We start from the raw sequence: 24,131 nt of genomic DNA, 5'->3' as shown, positions 1-24,131 counted from the left end.
GGGCTTGCCATCGCGTTGCCCGGTATGCATATACTCGGAAAACACATACCCGGTATGCAGCGAGGAGACCCCGTGTCCGTACGTCAGAGCCTGTTGGCGATTCTCAATCAGGGTCCCTGCTACGGCTACCAGCTGCGCGCGGAGTTCGATCGCCGCACGGGGTCGACCTGGCCCCTCAACGTGGGTCAGATCTACAACACCCTCGACCGTCTGGAACGTGACGGCCTCGTCGAGAAGGGCGACGTCGACGAGCAGGGTCACGTCTACTGGCAGATCACGGATGCCGGTTCGGCCGAGGTGCGCGCCTGGCTCGGCGCCCCCGTCGAGCGGGCACAGGGCACCCGCGACGAGCTCGCGATCAAGCTGGCCATCGCCGCCACCCTCCCGGGCATCGACCTGGCCGCGGTCATCCAGACCCAGCGCAGCGCGTCCCTGCGGCAGCTCCAGGAACTGAACCGGGCCAAGTACGCCGGCGCGAACCCGGACGGGCCCGAAGAGCTCGCATGGTCGCTCGTCGTCGACTCGATGATCTTCGCGGCCGAGGCCGAGGTGCGCTGGCTCGACCACACCGAGCAGCGCCTCGCGCTGCACCCGCACCACACGATGGGCCTCGAGCTCGCGTCTGAGAAGCCCAAACGGGGTCGGCCGGCGAAGGCGGATGCCACGGACGCGGCGGAGGCGGTCCGGTGAGCGAGCCGGTGCTCCAGCTCGTTGGGGTGACGCAGCACTACGGCGAAGGCGAGACCAGCGTGTCGGCGCTGTCCGGCGTCGACCTCACCGTCGACAAGGGTGAGCTCGTCGCGATCATGGGAGCCTCCGGCTCCGGAAAATCGACCCTGCTCTCGATCGCCGGCGGACTCCAGCGGCCGACCGGCGGCGAGGTGATCGTGGAAGGGGCCTACCTGTCCACGGCATCCGCTCGCGACCTCGCGCAGCTGCGGCGGCGCTCGCTGGGCTTCGTCTTCCAGGATTTCAATCTCATCCCGACCCTCACGGCACTCGAGAACGTGACGCTGCCGCTGGAGCTCGACGGCTTCCGGGCGCGGGCGGCGCACCGTGCGGGTCGGGATGCGCTCGCCTCGGTGGGGCTCGAGGACAAACTCGCCTCGTTCCCCGATGACCTGTCCGGCGGACAGCAGCAGCGCGTCGCGATCGCGCGGGCCGTCGTCGGCGGGCGCCGACTGATCCTCGCCGACGAGCCGACCGGTGCGCTCGACTCGGTAACGGGGGAGCAGGTCATGAAGATGCTGCGCACCCGTGTCGACCAGGGCGCAGCCGGCATCCTCGTCACCCACGAGGCCCGGCACGCGGCGTGGGCCGACCGGATCGTGTTCCTGCGCGACGGCCGCATCGTCGACGAGTCGCGCCGCGCGAATGCCGACGCATTGCTCACGGAGGCGTGATGACCGAGGTGCAGGAGCGGCGTCGAACGGATGCCGCGCCCCAGACGCGCGTGCAACCGTCGAAGCGGTCGCGTTCGGCGCGGTTCCGGGTGTCCGCGCGGATCGCGCGCCGGCAGGTGCGGCGGACGTGGGTGTCGTCACTGCTCATCATGACGCTCATCGCGCTGCCGATCGCCGGGATGGCGGGCGTCGCGGTGTACGTCGCGAGCATGATCGGTTCGACTGAGGAGCGCGTGGCCGTCGAGCTCGGGCGCATGGAGGCGTGGGTCCAGCCCGCCGGGGTGCCCGGTGAGGACTTCTGGCAGGTTCCCGACCAGGTGTGGTGGACCGGATACGGCACCGACATGTCGTCCGAGGTCCCCGAAGGGGCGATCCCCGCCGATCCGATCAGCGCGCTTCCCGCCGGCACCGAAGTGATCCCGATCTCGGAGGGTGACGAGCGCATCGAGACCGCCGAGGGCATCGGGATGGTGTCTGCGTGGGCCGGGTCGGTGTGGGACCCCCGCTTCGACGGACGATTCTCACTGATCGACGGGCGCGCCCCCGCGGCATCCGATGAGGTGCTCGTGACGGCGGCGACGCTCGACCGCATCGACGGTCGGATCGGCGGCGACCTCGTGCTCGCCGGCTCGGGGGAGGTGTTCGCGATCACGGGAGTCTTCGACGCCGCCGTGCTCGCGGACGACCACACCGCGGTCGCGTTCTTCGACGCTGATCGCTTCGACGCGGCGCAGTGGTATCTCCCCGGTCTGGCGCTCGATTGGCCGGCGGTTCAGGCACTCAACGACGCAGGGATCGTCGGCTACTCACGTGAGGTGGTGCTCGATCCGCCGCCGTTCCAGCTGCCCGACGGCCAGACGTACATCAATGCCGCTTCGCAGCAGCTCATGAATCTGCTGGGGCTCGCCGCAGGGCTCGGCGCCGGCGGTGTCGCCGCCGCCTACATGGTGGTCATGCTCGCGGGTGCGGCCTTCGCCGTCAGCGCCCGGCGGCAGCAGCGCGCGCTCGCGATCGCCGCGAGCGTCGGCGCGGACGCGAAGGATCTCAGGCGCACGGTGCTCCTCCAGGGCACCGTGCTGGGGCTCATCGCCGGCGGCGTGGGTATCGCCGCCGGCGTGGGGCTCGGCGCACTCGTCATGGCGATCACCGACAACGGCTCCGCCACGATGTTCTGGGGCTTCCATGTGCCGTGGCTGCTGCTGGTCGGCATCCTCGTCTTCGCGGTGCTCGTCGGCACGGCATCCGCGCTCATACCCGCCCGCGGAGTCGGGAGGTCCGACACGATCAGCGCGCTCCGTGGTGCGCGTCGGCCACAGAAGGTCACCGCGGCGCGGCCGCTCTGGGGCTCGCTCCTGCTCCTCGTCGGGGTGGCGGTCACGATCGTCAGTGGGATCGCTGCGGGCGCGGTGGCGGTGAACACCGAGCTGGCCTACGACTCACCGCTGCGGTGGCTGCCCACCGCCGGCATCATAGGCGGCCCGATCCTCGCGCAGATCGGCATCCTCATCTCGGGCCGGTGGCTGCTCTGGCTGAGCTCGCGCGCGTTGTCGACGCTCGGCATCGCCGCGCGGATCGCGTCCCGCGACGCCGTCGCGAACAGCGCGCGCACCGTCCCGGCGTTCGCCGCCATCGGCGCGACCGTGTTCGTCGGCGTCTTCGCGGTGGGGCTCGGGACCATGTCGGTCGCGCAGTCCGCGCGGGACTACACCTACAGCGCCCCCGTCGGCACGGCGAACGTCTCGCTGTACCCGACGACCGAGGAGCCCCTCACGGCGGACACCGCCGACCGTGCCGCGGCGGCCGCGGAGGACGCCCTGTCAGCGGCGGGAGTGGACGAGGCGACGACGGTGTTCCGCCAGGAGTCGTACTGGGCCGAAACGGCTGCGGAGATCCCCGCGGACCGGGTACGAGCGACGGCGCTGTTCCCGGAAACCGTCTTGACGCAGCGCGGCGAGGAGGCCGGGCTGCAGGGGTACGGGTGGTCCGAGTTCGAGGACTCGCAGAACAACATCACGGTCGTCGACGTCGACGGCATCGAACTCGCCACCGGCGTGGAACTCACCGCGGCGCAGCGCCAGGCCTACCTCGCAGGCGGGGCGCTCGTGGTCGATGACGGCCTCGTCTCGGACGGCACGATCACCGTGGGCGCCTGGACGGAGCGGCAGTGGATGTTCGGCGGCGCCTACGACAACCTGCCCCGCTTCGCGGCGTCGTTCGGCGGCCCGGGGAACGGGCAGGACGCCGCCGAGCCGGTGCAGGTCGAGCGGCCGGCCTGGGAACGCAGGCTCGATGCGATCGTGGTCGACGCGCCGCAGTCGGGGATCACGGTGGCCGTCTCTCCCGAGACCGCTCGGTCCGTGGGGCTGGCGGTCGTCGCCCGCGCACTCTACGGAACCTTCCCCGACCCGCCCGATCAGGGCGATCTCGACCGGTTCTACGCTCTGCTCGAGGGGGCCGGCACCGACGAGTACGGCGTGAGCGGCTGGGTTGAGTCGGGCCCGTCCGGTCCGGAGTCCTGGCTGGTGCCCCTGCTCGTGGCGGTCGCCGTGCTCGTCGTCGGCGCGAGCGCCGTCGCCCTCGGCCTCGCCCGCTTCGAACGTCGACCCGACGATGCGACACTCGCCGCCGTCGGGGGGACGCGAGGTCTGCGCCGGCGCGTCGGCTTCTGGCAGGGCCTCGTGATCGCCGGCTTCGGCACCTTTGCGGGTGCGGCCGCCGGCATCCTTCCGCCGATCGGGTTCTGGCTGCAGTCGCAGACCGCCTGGCAGGGGACGATGGACCTCGCGGATATCCCGTGGCTGCTGCTGGCGGTGGTCGGGATCGCGTTGCCCCTCGGTATCGCCGCGGTGAACTGGCTCGTTCCGCCGCGCGCCCCCGAGCTCACGCGACGCGCGGTCATCGCGTGAGCTGACTGTCCGCGGCGCCGGCATCCGCGAGAAACCACCCCTGCGCGAGAAACCAGTGCGGGAGTGGTTTCTCGCGCGTCCGATGGTTTCTCGCGAGGGGATGCCGCGCGTTCCGGCTACAGCCGCGTCCAGGCCTCGCTGAGGACGCTCCGCAGGATTTGCTCGATCTCGTCGAACTCGCTCGGGCCGATCGTCAGCGGCGGGGCAAGCTGGATGACGGGGTCGCCGCGGTCGTCGGCGCGGCAGTACAGTCCCGCGTCGAAGAGGGCCTTCGACAGGAAGCCGCGGAGCAGTCGCTCCGACTCGTCGTCGTCGAACGTCGTCTTGGTCGCCTTGTCCTTGACGAGCTCGATGCCGAAGAAGTAGCCGTCGCCGCGCACATCGCCGACGATCGGCAGGTCGGTGAGCTTCTCGAGGGTCGACCGGAACACCGGCGAGTTCTCGCGGACGTTCTGCAGCAGCTTCTCCTCCTCGAAGATCGCCAGGTTCTCCAGCGCGACGGCGGCCGAGACGGGGTGCCCGCCGAACGTGTAGCCGTGGGGGAAGGATGCCGCGCCGTGCGCGAACGGCTCGTGGATGCGGTCGCTGATGATGGTGCCGCCCAGCGGTGCGTAGCCGCTCGTGACGGCCTTGGCGAACGTGATCATGTCGGGCTGATACCCGTACGCGTCGGCGCCGAAGTATTCGCCGAGGCGGCCGAACGCGCAGATGACCTCGTCGGAGACGAGCAGCACGTCATGGCGGTCGCAGATCTCCCGCACGCGCTGGAAGTATCCCGGCGGCGGGGGGAAGCAGCCGCCGGAGTTCTGCACCGGCTCGAGGAAGACGGCGGCGACCGTGTCGGCGCCCTCGAAGAGGATCATCTCCTCGATGCGGTCGGCCGCCCACACGCCGTACTCCTCGGGCGTGCTGCCGGTGAAACCCTGCTCGCCGGCGCGGTACCAGTTGGTGTTCGGCACGCGGAAGCCGCCCGGGGTCACCGGCTCGAACATCGACTTCATGCCCGGGAGGCCCGTGATCGCGAGGGCGCCCTGCGGGGTGCCGTGGTAGGCGATGAACCGCGAGATGACCTTGTGCTTGGTGGGTTTGCCCTGCAGCTTCCAGTATTGCTTGGCGAGCTTGAAGGCGGTCTCGACGGCCTCGCCGCCGCCCGTGGAGAAGAACACGCGGTTGAGGTCGCCGGGGGCGAGCTCCGCGATGCGGTCGGCGAGCTCGATCGCGGACGGGTGCGCGTACGACCAGAGCGGGAAGAATGCGAGCTCCTCGGCCTGTCGGGCGGCGGCCTGCGCGAGGCGCTTCCGGCCGTGCCCGGCGGCGACGACGAACAGTCCCGACAGCCCGTCGATGTACTTCTTGCCGGATGAGTCCCAGATGTGGTGGCCCTCGCCTGTCGTGATGATGGGGACCCCGGGGCCCTCGGTCATCGCGGACTGGCGGGCGAAGTGGAGCCAGAGGTGGTCGCGGGCCATCTCCTGCAGGTCGGCGTCGGTTCGGGTCATGGGGTCCTCCAGAGCGGGCGGGTCGGGTGGAGCAGGTCTCAGCGCATCGTGTCAGCGCATCGTGTCAGCGCATCGTGTATAGGATCCCGGTGAGGTCCTCGAAACGCGTGCGGGGGTTCAGGATCGCGAAGCGGGCGTTGGTGCGCCCCGCGTGGCTGGACGGGGTCACGAAGGCGTGCTGGTCGTCGAGGAGCGCCGCCGACCAGCGGGTGTAATCGGCCTTCTCCCAGCCCTTGCGCTCGAAGACGACCACGCCGAGCTGCGGCCGGCGGACGAGCTCGAGCTCGTCTCGCGTCTCGATCTCGTCGGCGATGCGTGCCGCCAGCTCGATCGACGACGTGATCGCGTCGCGGTAGACGGCCGCCCCGTACGTGGCCAGCGAGAACCACAGCGGCAGCCCGCGGGCGCGACGGGTCAGGTGCGCGGCGAAGTCCGACGGGCTCCAGTCGCTCGTCTCGGTGAGGGTGTCGAGGTACTCGGCGTGCTGCGTGTGCGCGCGGCGGCCGAGCTCGGGGTCGCGGTAGATGAGGGCGCACGCGTCGAAGGGGGCGAACAGCCACTTGTGCGGGTCGACGATGAGCGAGTCGGCCTGCTCGACTCCCGCGAAGTGCGCCCGCGCGGAGGGGGAGAGCATCGCCGCGAGCCCGTAGGCGCCGTCCACGTGCAGCCACACGCCCGCCTCGCGGGTGACGGCGGCGATGGATGCCACGTCGTCGACGATGCCGAAGTTCGTGGAACCGGCCGTGGCGACGACGGCGAAGACGCTGTCGCCGTGCTCGGCGAGGGCGGCGCGCACGGCGTCGCCGCGGAGGACGCCGCCGGCGTCGGGCGCCACCGGCACGACCTCGACATCCATCACCCGCGCCGCCGACGCGATCGAGGAATGCGCCTCCGCCGAGCACACGACGCGCCAGCGATCGGGACGGATGCCGCGGTCACGCGCCGTCTCCCGTGCGGCGACGAGGGCCGACAGGTTGCCGAGGGTGCCGCCCTGGACGAAGACGCCGCCTGCCCCGGCGGGCAGACCGAACTCGTTCGCGAGCCAGCGCAACACCTCGTTCTCGGCGTGCACCGCTCCCGCGCCCTCGAGCCAGGAACCGCCGTAGAGGGCGCTCGCTGAGACGACGAGGTCGAACGCCGCGGCGGCCTTGGACGGCGCGCTCGGGATGAACGACAGGTAGCGCGGATCGTCCGTCGTGATGCACGCGGGGGCGAGGACGTGCTCGAAGACGCCGAGAGCCTTCCGCGCGCCGATGCCGGCATCGGTGATGGTGGGGCCAGCGAGACGGGCGAGCTCGGCCGGGGGCAGCGGCTTGTCGAGCGGGTTGTCGCCGGTGAGCAGGCGGTGGCGGGAGTAGTCGAGTACGAGATCGACGATCTGGCGGGTCTCGTCGGTGACATCGTGCATGCGCGCGGGGGTCGTCATCGCGGGTCCTCCTCGGGAGTGGGGGCGCCGCCGCCGAGAGGCGTCGCGGCGGGGAGCGGGGGTGTGCGGTCGGGAGCGGTCCGCCGTGGTCGGAGCGCTTCGAAGGCGGATGCCAGGCGGAGGAGCGCCGCGTCGTCGTAGGCGCGGCCGGCGAAGGTAAGACCCACCGGCATCCGGGTGTCGGTCATCGTGCCCATCGGCACGGTCACGGTGGGGATGCCGAGGTGGCGGATCGCGAGGTTGCCGTTCGCGACCCAGGTGCCGTTGCGCCACCCGAGGTCGGCCGAGGCCGGGTTCACCTCCATGTCGGCGGGGGCGACGTCGGCGACGGCGGGGAAGACGACGGCGTCGAGGCCGAGGGCGTCCATCCATTCCTCGAGGTCTTCGCGGCGGGTGCGCTCGAGGCCGCGGAGGCCGTCTTCGAGTTCGGGCATGTCGGCGAGCGTGGCATCCGGGTGCCGGCGCACCCAGTCCGGGTACTCGGCGATGTCGTCGTCGAACCCGGTGTAGCGGTCGGGGAGCGCGCCCGGAGGTGCGGGGAAGATCGTGGCGCCGTCGACGCCGGCGAGTGAGTCGAGCGCGGGGTCGCCGTTGGCGCGGAGGAAGTCCTGCCACGCCCACGCCGACAGGTCGACGATCTCGCGGCGGAGGTAGGCCGGGCTCACCCGGCCGCGGGTCGCGATCGTCCCGGCGCCGGCGCGGTCGCCCTCGTACTCTGAGACGACGGGGAAGTCGACCTCGACCACCGTCGCACCGGCCGCTTCGAGGTCAGCGCGGGCCGCCTCCCACAGCGCGAGCACGGACGGGCGGGTCTCGATGCGCTCGCCGGTGGGGCCGCCGATGCCGGTGCCGGTCCCCGCGTCGGGGTCGGCGCCGATGTACATGCGCGGGATGCCGAGGCGTCGCCCGGCCACCGACGCGTCCCCCGCGAGGGCGAGGTAGGACGCGGGGCGCACGGCGGAGGCCGCGGGGATCTGCACCCACGGCTGCACGCGCCAGAAGTCGCCGCGCGTCTCGGCATCGTCGGCGACGATCACGTCGAGCACTGCGAGGAGGTCTGCCATCGTGCGGGTGTGTGGCACGACGACGTCCATCGTCGGCACGAGCGGCCAGTTGCCGCGCACCGAGATGACCCCGCGGGAGGGCGTGTAGGCGCACAGCGCGTTGTTCGACGCGGGTCCGCGGCCGCTCGACCAGGTCTCCTCGCCGAGACCGAACGCCGCGAAGCTCGCGGCGGTGGCGGTGCCCGAGCCGTTCGACGAGCCCGACGCGAACGGGGCGGTCAGGTAGTCGGCGTTGTAGGGGCTCTCGGCCCGGCCGTACAGGCCGCGCTGCATGCCGCCGTTGGCCATCGGCGGCATGTTCGTCAGCCCGAGGCAGATCGCGCCGCCCGCCCGCAGGCGCTCGATCGTGAACGCGTCGCGCTGCGCGACGAGGTCGGCGAAGGCGGGGGACCCGGCGGCGGCGGTGAGCCCGCGCACGAGGTAGCTGTCCTTCGCCGTGTACGGGATGCCGTCGAGCGGTCCGAGCGTCTCGCCGCGGGCGCGACGGGCATCGGATGCCGCGGCCTCGGCGCGCGCGTCGGGATTCCGCACGACGACGGCGTTCAGCGCCGTCTCGGTGTCGGGCCCGTCGTACGCGTCGATGCGTGCGAGGTAGGACTCCACGAGCTGGACGGCCGTGGCCTCGCCCGACTCCAGCGCCGTGCGCAGGGCGGCGATGGACGCCTCGGTGACGTCGATCACGCGGTCACCACCGGCTGCTGCTGCGTGATGCAGTGGATGCCGCCGCCACGGGCGAACAGGCCTCGGGCGTCGACGGTCACGACCTCGCGGCCCGGGTAGGCGTCGGCGAGGATGGCCCGAGCCGCGGCATCCGCTCGCTCCTCGCCGAAGCCGCAGGCGATGACGCCGCCGTTCACGACGAGGTGGTTGACGTAGCTCCAGTCGACGGGACCGTGCGCGTCGGTCAGGGTCGCCGGCGCCGGGAGGTCGACGATCTCGAAGGGGCGCCCGGCGGCATCCGTCTGCGCGGTCAGCTCGGCGCGGAGCGCGGCGGTGACGGCGAAGTCGGGGTGCGAGGCGTCGCGCTGGTCGTGCAGCAGCAGACGCCCGGGCGACGGGATGGTGGCGACGATGTCGACGTGCCCGTTCGTGCCGAGGTCGTCGTAATCGCGGGTGAGGCCGCGGCTGAGCCACACCGCGTGCGTCGCGCCGAGGGTGCGCGCCATCTCGGCCTCGACGCGGGCGCGGTCGGCGTAGCGGTTGCGGCGCGGGTCGAGCTGCACCGTCTCGGTGAGCAGCACGGTGCCTTCGCCGTCGACGTGGATGCCGCCGCCCTCGTTCACGAGGAGCGACGACACGACCTCGGCGCCGACCTCGGCCGCGATCAGCTGAGCATGGGCGGCGGAGTCCTGCCACGACGCCCAGTCGGGTGCACCCCAGCCGTTGAAGATCCAGTCGACGGCGCCGAGCGCGCCGGGGCGTTCGTCGTCGACGACGAAGGAGGGGCCGTGGTCGCGCATCCAGAACTCGTCGACGGGGGCCTCGAGGAGGGCCACCTCGCCCGGCAGCATGCGGCGGGCGCGGGTGGTCTCGGAGGGGTCGACGACCATCGTGACCGGTTCGAAGGCGGCGACGGCGGCGGCGACGGCCGACCACGTCGCGTACCCCTCGTCACGTTCGGCGGCGGTCTCGCCGAGCGTGAGGCCCTCGCGCGGGAAGGCCATCCAGGTGCGTGTGTGCGAAGCGGTCTCGCTCGGCATCCGCCAGCCCATGGCGCTCTCCTCCGGGCTCCGCTACCTTATTGACCGGTTGATCAATAGGTGGAGGCTACCGAGTCCATGAGTGACACGTCAACCGGCCGCCGGGTCCGGAAGAGCCCGGCCGTGCGCCGGAGCGAGCTCGCGGACGCTGCCCGCGCGATCGCGCTCGAGGAGGGGCTGTCGGCCGTCACGCTGCGCGCGGTCGCGGCGCGCGCCGGCATGACCCCCGCGCTCGTGGCGCACTACGCCGAGGGCATGGACCGCCTCGTCGCCGACACCTTCGGCGAGATCGTGGCAGCCGAGCTGGCCGAGGTCGTGGGTCTCCTGGACGGGACGGATGCCGCGCCGCAGCGCCTCGGTCGGTTCCTCGACATCGTCCTCGACGGCTCCCGCCGCGAGGTGACGCTCGTGTGGGTGCAGGGGTGGGGGCTCGGCGCCCGCAACGAGGCCCTCGCCGAACGCGTGCGCCGCGAGATGGATGCGTGGCAGCAGGCCATCGCCGACGAGATCCGCCGCGGACAGGATGCCGGGGTGTTCGGCGAGGTCGATGCCGACGCGATCGCGTGGCACCTGCTCGCCATGATCGACGGCCTCGATGCGCACGGCCTGGTGCGCTGGCGCGAACACCCCGAGCGGGCGGAGCTCACTCGTCGCGTGCTCGCGGGTCTCCTCGGCGTGGATGCCGCGACGCTCACCCCGTGAGGTGTGGGCTGGGCGTCAGTCCTCGTCGGGCGTCGGGTGGAAGAAGGCATCCCAGTCGCCGAAGACCGGCACGTCGAACCAGTTGCCGGAGACGACGACGTCGGTGAACTCACGTGTCTCCACGGATGCCGGTTGGCCGGGCCCCTGCTTCAGGGTGCGCTCTTCGATCCCGTCGCCGTCGGGGGAGAACCCCATTCGCACGTTGCCGACGGATTCCGATCTGTCCATGAAGCGGTCGCCGTCGGGGTAGACGTACCCGATGATCTGCGTCAGGAACAGCCGCGGGTGTTCGTCGTCAGCGTGGACCTCGGTGTCCGAGTACGCGCCCCACGAGTACGCCGCGGCGATTCGCCCGTGTTCATCGAGCGTGTGAAGTGTGACGCCGTTGGCCTGGGGGCACATCTGCAGGTAGGCGCTCGGTCGTTCGCCGTCGACCGCCTGCACGATTCCGAACCAGTTTTCGCGCTGCTCCGGAGGTAGCGCGTACCGCTCCGCAGCTTGCTCCGCTGACAGTTCGTTCGTGAACAGTCCCCAGCGCTTCGTCGGATGCTCCGGACCGGCGCCGATCTTGTCGGCGTAGATGTATCGCGGGGTCATCGCTCCCTCACTCGTCACCGCGCGGAGCGAGTACTCGGCGGGCAGGTCAGGCGAACTCGGGCTTAAGCTCCTGCGGAGCGGTGTCGATGTTCGCAGGAGTGACACGCCAGCGTTCGGCATCCGTGTCTTCGAAGACGACCTCGTAGACCCCGGTGTCTCGGTTGAACTGCACGAGGAACTTCAGGGGCTGGGGCGCGTCGTCGGCGTACTTCTCTGCGAGGTACGCCTGGACGGCCGGCAGGATCCCGGAGGGCCGCGAGGCCACCGCTGCGGCGTCGCCGTCCGGCGAATAGGTGAATCCGTATGTCGTGCCCACGCGACCGTCACGCAACTCGACGACGATCGACAGCGTCCGCCAGTTCTCGGGTGCCCCACGCATGTGCTCGATGAGTGCGCGGAGCAGATCGGTGGTCGTCTCGGTGGTCATGTTCGCTTCCTCGCGGATCAGGGGAGGTCGGGCATGTCGCGGGGGTGAATCGCGTCGAAGGCTTCGCCGCTCTCGTTCCAGAAGCTCGGCCAGTTCCGGTACGCAACCGTACCGGTGGACGGGTCGGTCACCGTGTAGGTGACTTCGAAGCTATCAGGGCGAACCGCGCCGGGCGGATAGACGTCGATGTCGTACGAGACCTCGTATCCCTTGGCCGTCCAGTTCGCCCACTCGTTCTCCATCCGCTTCCATGCCCCACGGTTGAGATTCGCAGCCTGCGGCACGATCCCTTCATCGGGGGTGTCGCCGAAGAACCGGTGCGCACCGATGTGTCCGCCGTCGTCCCCTGAGCGGCCGAGGTGACCGATGGCCGTCGCATTGTCGCCTCGTGTGGAGCTTCCGAAGTCCTCCCGGATGATCCCGCTCTCGCGAACCGGTCGGCCCGTCGACGGGTCGGAGTGGGTGGTCTTGCTGTTCCCTCCCCGCCGCGTCACCACGTCGTCGAACCGGTCTTCATCGACGACGCGCCGCCCGACCGTGGTCACATGCGTGCTGAGGTTGTCGGCCACCCCGCGCAGCCGATCCTTCATGTCGCCCGCGGCTTTCACCCCGGCCTGCCGGACCTCACGGAATATGGGCTTGAGCGCGCTCATCAGTCGCCTCCGAAGTCGAGTGCCGAGAAGTCGGCGAAGAAGGTCGAGGTGAGCTGATCGATATCCGCGGCGTGCACATTCATCGCCGACTGCGCGTTCTCGAGCGCCTGGAGGTCGGCGTAGAACTCGTCGGAGTCGCCGATCTCACCTTCGACCATCGGCGCATCGAGGATCGCGTCGATCAGGGCGGGCAGCTGCTCCGAGAGCGGTTCGACGACGGCCGGCGCGAGTTGGAGGAGCAGCTGTTCGACGACGATGTCGACGGCGGCGTTCAGCAGCTTCTTCTTGATCAACAGCATCGGCCCGGCACCCGCGGCGGTGAACGGGTTGGTGAGCATCAGCAGGAGCGTCGCCAGCGTGGAGGTGACATCGACGATCACCTTCATCTTCAGGGCGAAGATCGCGTCGGCTCCCACCTCCATCGCACTGGCTGCGGGAGGCATCACGTCGACCAGCTTCTGCAGGTTGCTCGACCGGTTCGTGTTCCACGCGCTGATCGTCGAGGGGCCGGCTTGACCGCGCAGGGCGGGAGCGACGTCCTGGTGCGTGACACGGTCCACCGACTGGATCACGGTCTCGAGGTCGTTGCCGTAGGTCCGCAGGAGGACGGCGCCTTTGCGCACTTCGTCCTCGTCGATGTCGGGCCACTCGAAACCGAGCTTCTCCATCACCCAGACCAACTCGTTCGGCAACATCATTCCCATGGCGCGCCTCCTCCGTCCCCGACTGTAGGCACAGCCGCGCCGTCAGGGAATGGGGAGTGCTCCCCATCTGTCCCGGAGCCCTCAGCGCCCGGCGACGACGTTCGCGGCGTGCGCGATCCAGGAGGTGCGCTCGCCGCCGCGCGCCTCGATGCGGTCGGCGACGCCGTACGCGCCGTACAGCCCGTGGGTCGCGATCCAGCGGAGGGGCTCGATCTCCCAGCGGCGGGCGCGATGCCCGACCCAGGGAAGGGTGACGAGGTCGCTGTCCCGGCGCAGCACGAGGTCGGCGAGGGTGCGGCCGGCCAGGTTCGCCGTCGCGACGCCCGTGCCGACGTAGCCGCCGGCCGAACCGAGCCCCGTCGCCGGGTCGAAGACCACCGACGGCGACCAGTCTCGCGGCACGCCGAGCACCCCGGCCCACGCGTGCGCGATCGGAACGTCGGATGCCGCGGGGAAGAAGTCCCGCAGCAGCGCCGTCAGCGAGCGGATCGTGCGTTCCTGCGTGCGGCCATCGGTGTCGACGCGCGAGCCGTACCGGTAGGGCACACCCCGGCCGCCGAACGCGATCCGGTCGTCGGCGGTCCGCTGCGCGTACATGTAGACGTGTGCGGCGTCACCGAGGGTCGCGGCATCCGCCCACCCCACCTCCTGCCAGAACGACGCCGGCAGCGGATCGGTGACGATCATCGACGAGTTCATCGGCAGTAGGGTGCGGTGCTCGCCGGCGAGATCGGCGGTGAAGCCCTCGGTCGCCCGGATCACGACCTCAGTGCGGACCGTGCCCCGCGGCGTGAGCGCGCGGCCCTGCTCGATCGCCGTGACACGCGTGTCCTCGAAGATCGTGACGCCCCGGCGCTCGACGGTCTCGGCGAGCCCGACCGCGAGCTTCGCCGGATGGATGGCGGCGCCGTGCGGCTGCCAGGTCGCACCGAGAGCGCCGGCGATGCGCAGCCGCTCGCCCAGGGCCGCGGCATCCCACAGCTCGACGTCGGTGTGCGGCCACGACTGCTCCGACCGGGCCTCGGCTCGCGTGCGCGCCCACTGCGCCGCGTTCCGCGCGACGACGAGCTCGCCGCCCTTGCGGACATCGGCGTCGATGCCCTCGGCGGCCGCGACCGCGATGACCTCGTCGATCGTCTCGTTCATCGCCACCTGCTGGCGGATCGCCGCCTCACGCCCGTGGGTTCTGACGTACTGCCCGCGGCCACCGGTGACGGAGTTGACGAGCCACCCGCCGTTGCGGCCCGACGCGCCGAAGCCCGCGAAGCGCTGCTCCAGCACCACGATGCGCAGGTCCGGCTGCAGGCGCGTGAGGTAGTACGCCGTCCAGAGCCCCGTGTACCCGGCACCGACGATGCACACATCGGCGTCGACATCGCCCGACAGGGCGGCGCGCGGTGCGGGCCGGCCCAGCTGCGCCCACCAGAACGAGACGTCGCCGTTGCGGGTCACGCGAGACTCGCCATGACGTGCTTGATCCGGGTGTAGTCCTCGAAGCCGTAGACGGAGAGGTCCTTGCCGTAGCCGGAGTGCTTGAAGCCGCCGTGGGGCATGTCGGAGACGAACGGGATGTGCGCGTTGATCCACACGCACCCGAAGTCGAGGTCTCGGCTGAAGCGCATGGCGCGGCCGTGGTCGCGGGTCCACACCGATGCCGCCAGCGCATAGGGCACGCCGTTGGCGAGCTCGAGGGCCTCCTCGTCGGTGTCGAACGGCTGCACCGTCAGTACGGGTCCGAACACCTCCTGCTGCACGATCTCGTCGTCCTGGCGGACGCCGGTGACGATCGTCGGCTCGAAGAAGAAGCCGGTGTCGCCCTTACGCGTCCCGCCGGTGGCGACCGTCGCGTGCGCGGGCAGGCGCTCGATGAAACCGCTCACCCGGGCGAGCTGGTCGGCGTTGTTGAGCGGCCCGAAGAACGCGTCGGGGTCATCGGGCGCGCCGGTGCGGGCGGAACTGCGGGTGTGGGCGACGAGTCGCTCGATGAGTTCGTCGTGGCGCGAGGCGTGCACGAGCACGCGGGTGGCGGCCGTGCAGTCCTGGCCCGCGTTGAAGAACGCGGCCTCGACGATGCCGGGGACGGCGACATCGAGGTCGGCGTCGGCGAACACGAGCGCGGGCGCCTTGCCGCCGAGTTCCAAGTGCACGCGCTTCAGGCTCCGCGCGGCGCTCTCGGCGACCTGCATCCCGGCGCGCACCGACCCCGTGATGGCGACCAGCTGCGGGGTGGGGTGCGCGACGAGCGCCGCGCCGGTCGTCCGGTCGCCCAGCACGACGTTGAGGACCCCCGCCGGCAGCACGTCGGCGGCGATCTCGGCAAGCCGCACCGTGGTCTGCGGCGTCGTCTCGCTCGGCTTGAGCACGACGGTGTTGCCGGCGGCGATCGCCGGGGCGATCTTCCAGATCGCCATGTTCAGCGGGTAGTTCCACGGTGTCACCTGCGCGACCACGCCGATCGGCTCCCGGCGCACGAACGACGTGAAGCCCTCGGCGTACTCCGCCGCGGCTCGCCCGTCCAAGTCGCGCGCGGCACCCGCGAAGAAGCGCAGCTGGTCGATCGACTGCTCGATCTCGTCGGCGACGAGGGTCGCGCGCGGCTTGCCGGTGTCCTCCGACTCCAGGTCGGCGAACTCCTCGGCGTGCGCTTCGAGGGCGTCGGCGAGGCGGAACAGGGCGAGCTGCCGCTGCGCGGGAGTCGTGCGCCGCCAGGCCGGGAAGGCGGCCGCGGCCGCGGCGAACGCGGCATCCACGTCCTCCTCGGTCGAGATGCCCGCGGTGCCGTACACCTCCCCGGTGACGGGGCTGATGAGCTCGAACTCCGGGCCCGACGGGGTGCGGCGCTCGCCGCCGATGAGGTTCTGCAGCGTCATGGTGTTCCTTCCCTGCTGAGGGCGCGACGCCCTCTCCGAGCCGTCCGGACAGATCGACCGGTGCGGATAGGCTGACCGCACACCTGCTCTCTGACCCCGAACGGCGAGTATCGATGTCCTCTTCTTCGCGTGCGCTCCCGACCCGGACGGATCGTCCGGATGCCGCAGCGAGCCTGCCGAGTGTCCGCGAGGTGCTGGCGCTCGATGCCGTCCTCGCCGGTCGCCCCGACGTGCTCGTGGGAGGTGCGGCCCTCGATGCGCCGGTGCGCTGGGTGCACGCGTCCGACAGCATCGGCGTCGCGCGCCTGCTCGACGGCGGCGAACTGCTCCTGTCGACGGGCTCGGCGTGGCCCGATGACGCGGCTGCGCTGCGGGAGTTCGTCGAAGGACTCGTGGATGCCGGTGCCTCGTGCCTCGTGCTCGAGCTCGGCACCCGCTTCGACGCCGCTCCCGCCGAGGTGATCGCCGCTGCCGACGACCACGGACTGGCCCTCGTCGCACTGCACCGCGAAGTCAAGTTCGTGACGATCACCGAAGCCGTGCACCGGCGCATCATCGACGACCAGTCCACGGCTCTGCGGATGCGCGAAGACGTCCGCACGCGCTTCACGGGGCTCGCGCTGCGGGGCGCGGCGGCCGACCACATCGTCGCGCAGGTCGCGCAGACCCTCGGAGCACCCGTCGTGCTGGAGAACCTCGCGCACGACGTCGTCGTCGCCGAGGTGCCGCCCGCGCAGGCGGAGGAGATCCTCACCCGCTGGGAGGTGCGGTCCCGGCTCGCCCACCGCGACGCGGGCGAGCCCGACTGGCTCATCGTGCCGGTCGAGGCCCGCGGCATCCGGTGGGGCCACCTCGTCGCGCTCCCCGGACCCGACCACCCTGCCGGGCGCGCGAACATCGTGGAACAGGGAGCGCTGGCGCTCTCGCTCGGCCGACTGACCGAGGGCTCCGGCGACGAGTGGGTGCGCATCGGACGCCGCCAGCTGCTCGACCAGCTCGTCCGCGGTCGTTTCGCCGGCCACGCCGCCGCGACGGCGCGGGTCGAGGCGTCGGGACTGCCGATCGAGGGCGCGCAGCTTCTCGGCGTGGTGGCCGCGGGGGCGACTCCGACGCCAGCCGCCGCCGACGACGCTGCCCGCGCACTCGGCGGGCGCGCCCTGGCCGGATCCTCGCCGCTGGAGGGAGCAGGCTCGGCCATGCTCGTCTCGCTGCCCGCCAAGGCCCGGTTCGACGACGCCGCGGCCCGCGCGTTCGCGATGGCGCTGGGGGTCGACAGCGACCGTCTGACCCTGTCGGTGGGCTCGGCGGGCACCGGTTTGGAGGCGGGTGTCGCCTCGCTGCAGGAGGCGATCGACCTCTCCCGCACCGGACCTGCCCAGACCTTCGGCGGCCCGCACCTGCGTCGCGTCGAGAACCGGCCGCTCGCCCGCCTCATCACGGCGCTCCGCGATGATCATCGGGTCATCGAGCACGGCGAGCGGATGCTCGCGCCGCTCATCGAATACGACCTCACCCGCTCGGGCGACCTGCTGATGGTGCTCGAGGCGATGCTCGCCCACCCCGTGAACCGCACCGCCGCGGCAGCCGCCTCGCACCTGTCGCGCTCGGTGTTCTACCAGCGCATCGCGCTCATCCAGGAGCTGCTCGGGGCCGACCTCGACGACGGCGAGGTGCAGACGGCGCTGCACCTCGCGCTGCTCGTGCGTCGCGCGACGGTCGGGTGAGCGCATCGGTTCAGGCGCCTCCGCTCACGTAGACCTTGCGCAGCGTCTCCTCGACGCGCCAGACCGTTGCCGTTCCCATGGCGAGCCACCCGACCGAACCCGGCCCGAGGACCATCGGCGCCCGGTCGGAGCCCGGAAAGCTGACGGTCGCGCGACCGCTCAGCACGACGAAGATCTCGTCGTTTTCCACGTCGGTGGACGTTCCCGGGGTGTGCTCCCAGACCCCGAGGCCGTCGGCGAGCTCGGCGAAGCCGGCTTCGGGCGCGCCGTCCACGACCTGATCCGCCGGGATCGGCTCGAGCGGCAGCGCGACCGCTGCGGCATCCGCTGCGGAGTTCGGCTCCAGCACGCTCACGAGTCGAACCCCAACCCGACGGCGTCGAGGGTCTTCAGCAGCACGTTGCGCTTGCCGCGACGGTGATCGGCGCGGTCGAGCGACCACCTCGTCGCCTGGATGCCGATGCTGGCCAGGGGCTCGGGAGGGAAGGGGAGCGGGCGCTTCCGGACCATCTTGAGCTCGGTGCGCTCGGTCTGCTCGCCGGCGAGGAGGTCGAGCATGACGTCGGCGGCGAATCGCGTCGACCCGACACCGAGTCCCGTGAACCCGGCGGCGTAGGCGACCCGGCCGCGACGGGCGGTGCCGAAGAACGCCGTGAACTGGGTCGACGTGTCGATCGCACCCGCCCACCGGTGCGAGAAGCGCAGGCCCTCCAGCTGCGGGAAGGTCGTGAAGAAGTGACTCGCCAGCCGCCGCCACGACGACGGCCGATCCTCGTAGCGCGGATCGACGCGGCGTCCGTAGTGGTAGACCGCGTCGTAGCCGCCGAAGAGGATCCGACCGTCGCGCGTGGGCCGGTAGTAGTGGAACTGATTCGCCATGTCGCCGATGCCCTGGCGGTTCGCCCACCCGATCGACGCCCACTGCGCGTCGGTGAGCGGCTCGGTCATGAGCACGTAGTCGTACACCGGCACCGTCATGAGGCGGTTGCGGATCAGCAGGGATGGGAAGACGTTCGTGGCGAGCGCGGCGCGGTCGGCGACGACCCGGCCGGCGTCGGTCGTGACGACGACTCCGCCGGATGCCGGGGTATCGAGATCCCGCGCCGGTGAGCGCTCCGCGATGACGACGCCGCGCTCTTCGCAGGCCCGCGCGAGTTCGGCGGCCATGAGGGCGGGGTGGACGAGCGCCGTGGTCTCGGTCTCCCAGACCGCGCCGAGATAGGTGGGGGAGTCGACCTGCCGCCGCGTGGCATCCGCATCGAGCAGCACGACGCCGCTCTCGTTCTCCGCGGCCCAGTCGGCAAGCCACTCGAGCTGGTGCTCCTCGGTGGCGGGAGCCAGCTGGCCGGTGCGCTCGAACTGGAAGTCCAGGCCGTACGCCTCCTCCGCGGCGCCGATCTCGTCGAGGTTCGCCCTGCCGAGCCGCTCGAGGGTGTGCAGCTCGTCCGGCCAGCGCGCGGCGCCGTTCTCGGGCCCATGCGTGAGGCTCGCCTCGCAGAACCCGCCGTTGCGGCCCGACGCCGCCCAGCCGACACGGTTCGCCTCGACGACGACCACGCGGCATCCGGGATCACGGGTCACGGCGAGCAGGGCTGTCCACAGTCCCGTGTATCCGGCGCCTACGACGACGAGGTCGGCGGTGACGGTGCCGGTGAGCGCGGGCCGGTCAGGGCGCAGGTGGGCCGGGACATCCTCGGTCCAGAAGACGGCGTGCCGGCTGCCGGTCAGGCTCTCGTCGACGACGGATGCCGCGGGCGCGCGGCGCTCGAAGACGGTCGAATGCCTGCTCATGCGTCGTCCGCCGCGTACACCCGGGTGCCGTCGACGAACGTCTGCAGCACCCGCGTCGCGCCGATGAGGTCGGAGGGCCCCGCGAACGGGTCGCGGTCGAGCAGGGCGACGTCGGCGGCTTTGCCGACCTCGATCGTGCCGGTGTCGCCGTCGAGGTGGTTCACCCAGGCCGAGCCCGCGGTGTACGCGGTGAGGGAGGAAGCGAGGTCGAGAGCCTGCTCCGGCAGGAACGCGTCGTACTCGCCCTCCTCATAGCCGGGTGCGGCTGTGCGGTTGACGGCGGTGTGGATCGCGGCGAGCGGATCGGGTGAGGAGACCGACCAGTCGCTGCCGGCGGCGAGCACGGCGCCGGCTCGCAGCAGGTCGCCGAACGGGTACTGCCACGCGGCGCGCGGCTCGCCGAGGAATGGCAGGGTGAGATCGATCATCTGCGGTTCGTACGTCGCCCACAGTGACTGCATGTTGACGGCGACACCGAGGCTCCGGAACCGGTCGATGTCCTCGGGGTGGACGACCTGCAGGTGCGCGATGTGGTGGCGGCCGTCGCTGCGGCCGTTGCGCACGAGGGCGTGCTCGACGGCGTCGAGGCATTGCCGCACGGCACGGTCGCCGATCGCGTGGAAGTGCACCTGGAAGCCGAGGGAGTCGAGCTGCGGAACCGCCTCGTTCAGGGTCTCCGGGTCGACGAAGGAGATACCGGAGTTGTCGGTGAGGTGTCCGTGGCCGTCGCAGTACGGCTCGAGCATCGCGGCCGTGAAATTCTCGGCGACGCCGTCTTGCATGATCTTCACGCTCGTCGCCTGGAACCGGCCGTGGGAGAACCGCTTCCGGCGCTCGACGAGGGAGGGGATCTGCTCGAGCCCGCGGGTGCGGTCCCACCACAGGGCACCGACCACCTTTCCGGTCAGCGAGCCGTCGATCGCGGCCTGTCGGTAGGTCTCACCCTGGTCGACGAGGTCGCTGTAGTCGCCGACGATCGCGTCCTGCCAGGCGGTGATGCCGAACGAGTGCAGGTAGCGCTGTCCGGCGTAGAGCGCTTCGCGCAGGAACTCCGGGCTGGGGTCATCGAGCAGGCGGATCACGAGCGACATGGCCCCCTCGTGGAGGGTGCCGGTGGGGGTGCCGTCGGCGTACCGCTCGATGCGACCGTCGGCGGGGTCGGGGGTGTCGCGATCGATGCCGGCGCGGCGGAGTGCTTCGGAGTTCACCCACGCGCCGTGGCCGTCCTTGTTCGGGAGGAAGGCGGGGCGGTCCGGGAGCACCCGGTCGAGGCTCGCGGCCGTCGGGGTGCCACCGGGGAAGGCAGACATCGACCAGCCGCCGCCCAGGATCCACTCCTCGTCGGGGTGGGATGCCGCGTACCGGGCGACCGTGTCGAGGTACTTCGGCTCGGTCGAGGCGTCGCCGAGGTCGCAGCGGAGCAGTTCCAGGCCGCCCGAGACGGGATGGACGTGGGCGTCCTGGAATCCGGGGACGAGCAGGCGCCCGGCGAGGTCGACGACCTCGGTGTCCGGCCCGACGAGGTCGCTCACGTCGTGGCCGACGGCGACGATGCGGCCTCCCGCGACGGCGACGGCGCTCGCGCGCGAGCGCACCGTGTCGGCCGTGAAGACGCCGCCTCCGGTGAAGACGAGATCCGCTGCGGGCATGTCAGCCTCCGGTCATGGTGCGGGCGATGTCCGTCGCCGAGTCGCCGGCACGCTTGAGCACCAGCGCGACGACCGCGAGAGCGATGAGGGTGAGGACGAGCATGACGGTCGAGACCGCCGCGATCTCGGGCCGCAGGCCCGATCGCACCGCACTGAGGACGTACACCGGCCAGGGCGTGGACCCCGACACCTGCACGAACGCGGCGATGATCGTGTTGTCGAGGCCCAGCGTGAACGCCAGCAGGAATCCGGCGAGCACGGCGGGCATCGCGAGCGGCAGGGTCACACGACGGAACGTCGCGAAGGTCGTCGCGTACAGGTCTCCGGAGGCCTCTTCGAGGTTCGCGTCCTGGCCGACGAGACGGGCGCGGACGAGATAGGCGACGACGGCGGTCGAGAACAGCGAGGCGCCGACCGCGAGGCGGACGATGCCGTCGTTGAAGATCAGCATCCCGGCATCCTGCCCCAGCATGACGAACCAGGGGAGGAGCGCGACGGCGTCGACGATCTCGGGGGTGACCGAGACGAAAAGGAGGAGCCCCAGGAACCACCACACCCACTTGCCCGGGTAGCGGGCCATCGCGATGCCGGCCAGCGTGCCGAGCGCGGTCGCGATGACGGCGGAGAGGGCGGCGGTGATGAGCGACACCCGCACCGCGTTCTGGACGGCGGGCTTCTCGAGGATAGTGAGGAACGCGTCGAACCCGAATCCTTGCCACGACACCAGCAGTCGGCCCGTGTTGAACGAGTGGATGATGATGACGATGATCGGCGCGAACAGGAACAGCAGCACCAGGATGCCCCACACGTTCAGGGCGATGTCGCTCCACGAGCGGTAGCGGCGGCGGTCGCTGCCCACGGTGCTGCCGTCGACGCGGCGGAGGATCGTCTCGGTCTTCGTGGTGACGCTCATGCGGCGATCTCCAGACGGTTCCGGGCGCGGAAGGGCAGGGTCACGAGCCACATGAGCACGGCGGCGACGCCGATGCTCAGTGCGATCACGAGCATGAGCACGACGGCCATCGCCGAGCCGAGCGCCCAGTTCTGAGCGGTCTGGAACTGGCTCGCGACGAGCTGGCCGACCATGTTGCCCTGCGCGCCGCCGAGGACGGTCGCGGTGATGTAGTCGCCCATCAGCGGGATGTAGACGAGCAGGACGCCCGCGACGATGCCCGGGCGCGACAGCGGCAGCGTGACCCGCAGGAAGGTCGAGACCTTGCCGGCGCCGAGGTCCTTCGAGGCCTCGCGGACAAGGGGGCCGACGCGGTCGAACGCGACGAACAGCGGCAGGATCATCAGCGGCAGGTAGTTGTAGACGACGCCCAGCAGCACCGCGCCGCGCGTATAGAGCAGGTCGAGCGGGCCGTTCAGCAGCCCGATGGACTGCAGTGCGGTCGACACCCATCCCTCGGGGGAGAGGATCACCTGCCAGCCGATCGTCCGGACGAGGAAGTTCGTCCAGAACGGCACGAGGATGAGGGCGATCAGGATGCCGCGCCGCTGGGGACGGACCTTGAAAGCCATCCAGTACGCGACGGGCGCCCCGACGGCGAAGCAGAGCGCCGTGCCGAGGATCCCGACCCAGAGGGTGTTCTGGAAGGTGGCGAAGAAGGTGGGCGAGAGCGCTTCAGCGTAGCGGTCGAACGACAGGATGTCGTTGGCGTGCGTGCCGAAGATGCCCGGCTTGTAGCCGAAGCTGAACCACACCACCAGGAGCACGGGCGCGACGAAGAAGGTCGCCAGCCATGCCCATGCGGGCAGGGCCAGCAGCCCTCCGAGGGACTTCTTACGCACCCGCGGCGGCCTTCATCTCGTTCCAGATCTCCACGCGCACGGTCTGCGAGTCGTTGAGCTCCTGTTCGCGCATGGAGGCGAGCTGCTCTTCGGAGAAGAAGATGAGGTCGCTGAGCTCCATGCCGGCGTCGGCCGCCGCCTTCTCCATGTCCTTGCCGCCGACGTTGTAGCCGATGTAGTCGAGGTTCAGGGAGAGGGCCTCGGGAGTGAGGGAGTGGTTGATGAAGGCGTGGGCGGCCTCGGGGTGCGGGGCGCCGGCGGCGATCGCCCAGTTGTCCATCCAGAGCTCGGTGATGGGGCCGGGGAGGACCCACTGCCAGCGCTCGGGCTCGCTCGTCTCGAGCAGGCCCAGACGGGCGTCGCCGTTCCACGCCTGCATGAGTACGTGGGTGCCCTGCGGGATGGCGTTGGTGCCGGGGTAGGAGTCGAACGCCGAGATGTGCGGCGCGATCTTCTCGACGAGGAAGGCGCGGCAGGCCTCGAGCTCGTCGGGATCCGTGGTGTTCCAGTCCATGTCGTTGGCCCAGAAGTACGACCCGATGATGCCGGCGGGGTCATCGGACATGCTCGTCTTGCCGCTGGCCTCGTTCTGTGCGGCGTCGAAGAAGTCGCCCCACGTCTGGAGCTCGCGGGTGATGACGGTCTTGTCGTAGACGAAGCCCGTGGTGCCCCACGCCTTGCAGATGGAGTAGTCGTTGTTCGGGTCCCACGCGCGGCCGATCGAGCTCGGGTCCATGTTCACGAGGTTGGGGATGAGGTCCTTGTTGAGCTTCGTGAGCAGCCCGTTCTCGATCATCTGCGGGATGAAGACACCCGTCGGCACGACGATGTCGTACCCGCTCGTGCCCTTGGCGGCGACGAGCTTGGCGATGAGCTCCTCATTCGAGCTGTACGAGTCGAGCGACACCTTCGGGCCGAGCGTGCCGGTGAAGCTCGAGACGACCTCGGGGGCGTCGTAGTCGCCCCACGTGTACACCGACAGCGCCGATTCCAGTTCGCCGCCGGTCGCCTGCGCGCTCGGCTGCGCACCGGCGCCGGTGCCGTTGCCGCCGCCGGGTGCGCAAGCCGCCAGCAGCGCGGTCGCACCGCCGAGGGCGGCGAGGGTGAGCAGCCGGCGACGGGAGAGTTCGCGGGCGATCACCGGAACGGCGTCGCGGTGGGCGAGGACGCGGAGTTCGGTTGCGTCGGTCATCGGGAGCCTCCTGGTCGGGTACAGCGGGCG

At 71.0% G+C, this 24,131-nt stretch carries 21 protein-coding genes; 5 read left to right on the top strand and 16 right to left on the bottom strand.

Annotated features, from left to right (window positions below):
• The first annotated feature begins 72 nt into the window (after positions 1–72).
• From ACHFGS_RS00470 to ACHFGS_RS00460, 3 genes are read left to right on the top strand one after another with little or no spacing between them, the layout of a single operon-like run.
• Entirely contained in the window at positions 73–690 is a 618-nt protein-coding gene (locus ACHFGS_RS00470; protein ID WP_394289032.1) for a PadR family transcriptional regulator, read from the top strand.
• On the top strand, positions 687–1,403 hold the full coding sequence (locus tag ACHFGS_RS00465; RefSeq protein ID WP_394279978.1) for an ABC transporter ATP-binding protein: 717 nt from the start codon (positions 687–689) through the stop codon (positions 1,401–1,403). The genes ACHFGS_RS00470 and ACHFGS_RS00465 overlap by 4 nt, the downstream gene beginning before the upstream one ends.
• Positions 1,403–4,309, top strand: coding sequence for an FtsX-like permease family protein (locus ACHFGS_RS00460; RefSeq protein ID WP_394289031.1), 2,907 nt, complete (start codon positions 1,403–1,405; stop codon positions 4,307–4,309). The genes ACHFGS_RS00465 and ACHFGS_RS00460 overlap by 1 nt, the downstream gene beginning before the upstream one ends.
• Before the next feature lie 116 nt (positions 4,310–4,425).
• Here the strand turns inward: ACHFGS_RS00460 and ACHFGS_RS00455 are convergent, their stop codons facing one another.
• From ACHFGS_RS00455 to ACHFGS_RS00440, 4 genes are all read right to left on the bottom strand, one after another.
• A complete protein-coding gene (locus ACHFGS_RS00455; protein WP_394278734.1) occupies positions 4,426–5,808 on the bottom strand; it encodes an aspartate aminotransferase family protein in 1,383 nt (460 codons plus the stop codon).
• Between the two features lie 64 nt (positions 5,809–5,872).
• On the bottom strand, positions 5,873–7,234 hold the full coding sequence (locus tag ACHFGS_RS00450) for a pyridoxal phosphate-dependent decarboxylase family protein (protein ID WP_394289030.1): 1,362 nt from the start codon (positions 7,232–7,234) through the stop codon (positions 5,873–5,875).
• Positions 7,231–8,979 (bottom strand): amidase, encoded by a 1,749-nt coding sequence (locus ACHFGS_RS00445; RefSeq protein WP_394289029.1) that lies wholly within the window; start codon positions 8,977–8,979, stop codon positions 7,231–7,233. The genes ACHFGS_RS00450 and ACHFGS_RS00445 overlap by 4 nt, the downstream gene beginning before the upstream one ends.
• A complete protein-coding gene (locus ACHFGS_RS00440) occupies positions 8,976–10,010 on the bottom strand; it encodes an agmatine/peptidylarginine deiminase (RefSeq protein WP_394278346.1) in 1,035 nt (344 codons plus the stop codon). Before ACHFGS_RS00440 ends, ACHFGS_RS00445 begins: the two co-directional genes overlap by 4 nt.
• A gap of 66 nt (positions 10,011–10,076) precedes the next feature.
• Between ACHFGS_RS00440 and ACHFGS_RS00435 the strand changes: the two genes are divergently transcribed.
• Entirely contained in the window at positions 10,077–10,700 is a 624-nt protein-coding gene (locus ACHFGS_RS00435) for a TetR/AcrR family transcriptional regulator (RefSeq protein WP_394278345.1), read from the top strand.
• Positions 10,701–10,715: 15 nt separating this feature from the next.
• Here ACHFGS_RS00435 and ACHFGS_RS00430 read toward each other — a convergent pair whose 3' ends face one another.
• The 6 genes from ACHFGS_RS00430 to ACHFGS_RS00405 all read right to left on the bottom strand — a co-directional run bounded on the left by ACHFGS_RS00430 (position 10,716) and on the right by ACHFGS_RS00405 (position 15,951).
• Complete coding sequence (locus tag ACHFGS_RS00430; RefSeq protein ID WP_394278344.1) at positions 10,716–11,297, bottom strand: hypothetical protein; 582 nt, start codon at positions 11,295–11,297, stop codon at positions 10,716–10,718.
• A 46-nt stretch (positions 11,298–11,343) separates the two neighbouring features.
• Positions 11,344–11,724 (bottom strand): hypothetical protein, encoded by a 381-nt coding sequence (locus ACHFGS_RS00425; protein ID WP_394278343.1) that lies wholly within the window; start codon positions 11,722–11,724, stop codon positions 11,344–11,346.
• 17 nt (positions 11,725–11,741) lie between these two features.
• Positions 11,742–12,377, bottom strand: coding sequence for a DNA/RNA non-specific endonuclease (locus ACHFGS_RS00420; protein WP_394278342.1), 636 nt, complete (start codon positions 12,375–12,377; stop codon positions 11,742–11,744).
• Positions 12,377–13,081 carry a hypothetical protein gene (locus ACHFGS_RS00415; protein WP_394278341.1) on the bottom strand — a complete coding sequence of 235 codons (705 nt, stop codon included), beginning with the start codon at positions 13,079–13,081 and terminating at the stop codon, positions 12,377–12,379. Before ACHFGS_RS00415 ends, ACHFGS_RS00420 begins: the two co-directional genes overlap by 1 nt.
• Before the next feature lie 81 nt (positions 13,082–13,162).
• Entirely contained in the window at positions 13,163–14,533 is a 1,371-nt protein-coding gene (locus tag ACHFGS_RS00410; protein ID WP_394278340.1) for an NAD(P)/FAD-dependent oxidoreductase, read from the bottom strand.
• Positions 14,530–15,951 carry a gamma-aminobutyraldehyde dehydrogenase gene (locus tag ACHFGS_RS00405; protein WP_394289028.1) on the bottom strand — a complete coding sequence of 474 codons (1,422 nt, stop codon included), beginning with the start codon at positions 15,949–15,951 and terminating at the stop codon, positions 14,530–14,532. Before ACHFGS_RS00405 ends, ACHFGS_RS00410 begins: the two co-directional genes overlap by 4 nt.
• Positions 15,952–16,064: 113 nt before the next feature.
• On the opposite strand from ACHFGS_RS00405, the gene ACHFGS_RS00400 reads away from it, so the two are divergent.
• The gene (locus tag ACHFGS_RS00400) at positions 16,065–17,675 is read left to right on the top strand and encodes a PucR family transcriptional regulator (RefSeq protein WP_394278338.1); all 1,611 of its coding nucleotides are present in this window, start codon (positions 16,065–16,067) and stop codon (positions 17,673–17,675) included.
• 10 nt (positions 17,676–17,685) lie between these two features.
• On the opposite strand, the gene ACHFGS_RS00395 is transcribed toward ACHFGS_RS00400, so the two are convergent.
• Genes ACHFGS_RS00395 through ACHFGS_RS00370 form a run of 6 tightly spaced genes read right to left on the bottom strand, consistent with a single transcriptional unit; the run spans position 17,686 to position 24,101 of the window.
• A complete protein-coding gene (locus tag ACHFGS_RS00395; RefSeq protein WP_394278337.1) occupies positions 17,686–18,030 on the bottom strand; it encodes a cupin domain-containing protein in 345 nt (114 codons plus the stop codon).
• The gene (locus tag ACHFGS_RS00390; RefSeq protein WP_394278336.1) at positions 18,027–19,466 is read right to left on the bottom strand and encodes an NAD(P)/FAD-dependent oxidoreductase; all 1,440 of its coding nucleotides are present in this window, start codon (positions 19,464–19,466) and stop codon (positions 18,027–18,029) included. The genes ACHFGS_RS00395 and ACHFGS_RS00390 overlap by 4 nt, the downstream gene beginning before the upstream one ends.
• Complete coding sequence (locus ACHFGS_RS00385) at positions 19,463–21,115, bottom strand: amidohydrolase (protein ID WP_394278335.1); 1,653 nt, start codon at positions 21,113–21,115, stop codon at positions 19,463–19,465. The genes ACHFGS_RS00390 and ACHFGS_RS00385 overlap by 4 nt, the downstream gene beginning before the upstream one ends.
• 1 nt (position 21,116) lies before the next feature.
• Positions 21,117–22,028, bottom strand: a complete 912-nt coding sequence (locus ACHFGS_RS00380) for an ABC transporter permease (RefSeq protein ID WP_394278334.1) — start codon at positions 22,026–22,028, stop codon at positions 21,117–21,119.
• The gene (locus tag ACHFGS_RS00375; RefSeq protein WP_394278333.1) at positions 22,025–22,909 is read right to left on the bottom strand and encodes an ABC transporter permease; all 885 of its coding nucleotides are present in this window, start codon (positions 22,907–22,909) and stop codon (positions 22,025–22,027) included. The genes ACHFGS_RS00380 and ACHFGS_RS00375 overlap by 4 nt, the downstream gene beginning before the upstream one ends.
• Entirely contained in the window at positions 22,902–24,101 is a 1,200-nt protein-coding gene (locus ACHFGS_RS00370; protein ID WP_394278332.1) for a spermidine/putrescine ABC transporter substrate-binding protein, read from the bottom strand. Before ACHFGS_RS00370 ends, ACHFGS_RS00375 begins: the two co-directional genes overlap by 8 nt.
• Positions 24,102–24,131 lie beyond the last annotated feature (30 nt).

The organism is Microbacterium sp., from assembly GCF_043427715.1.
Lineage (GTDB): Bacteria > Actinomycetota > Actinomycetes > Actinomycetales > Microbacteriaceae > Microbacterium.
This window is presented reverse-complemented; position numbering and strand designations above follow the sequence as displayed.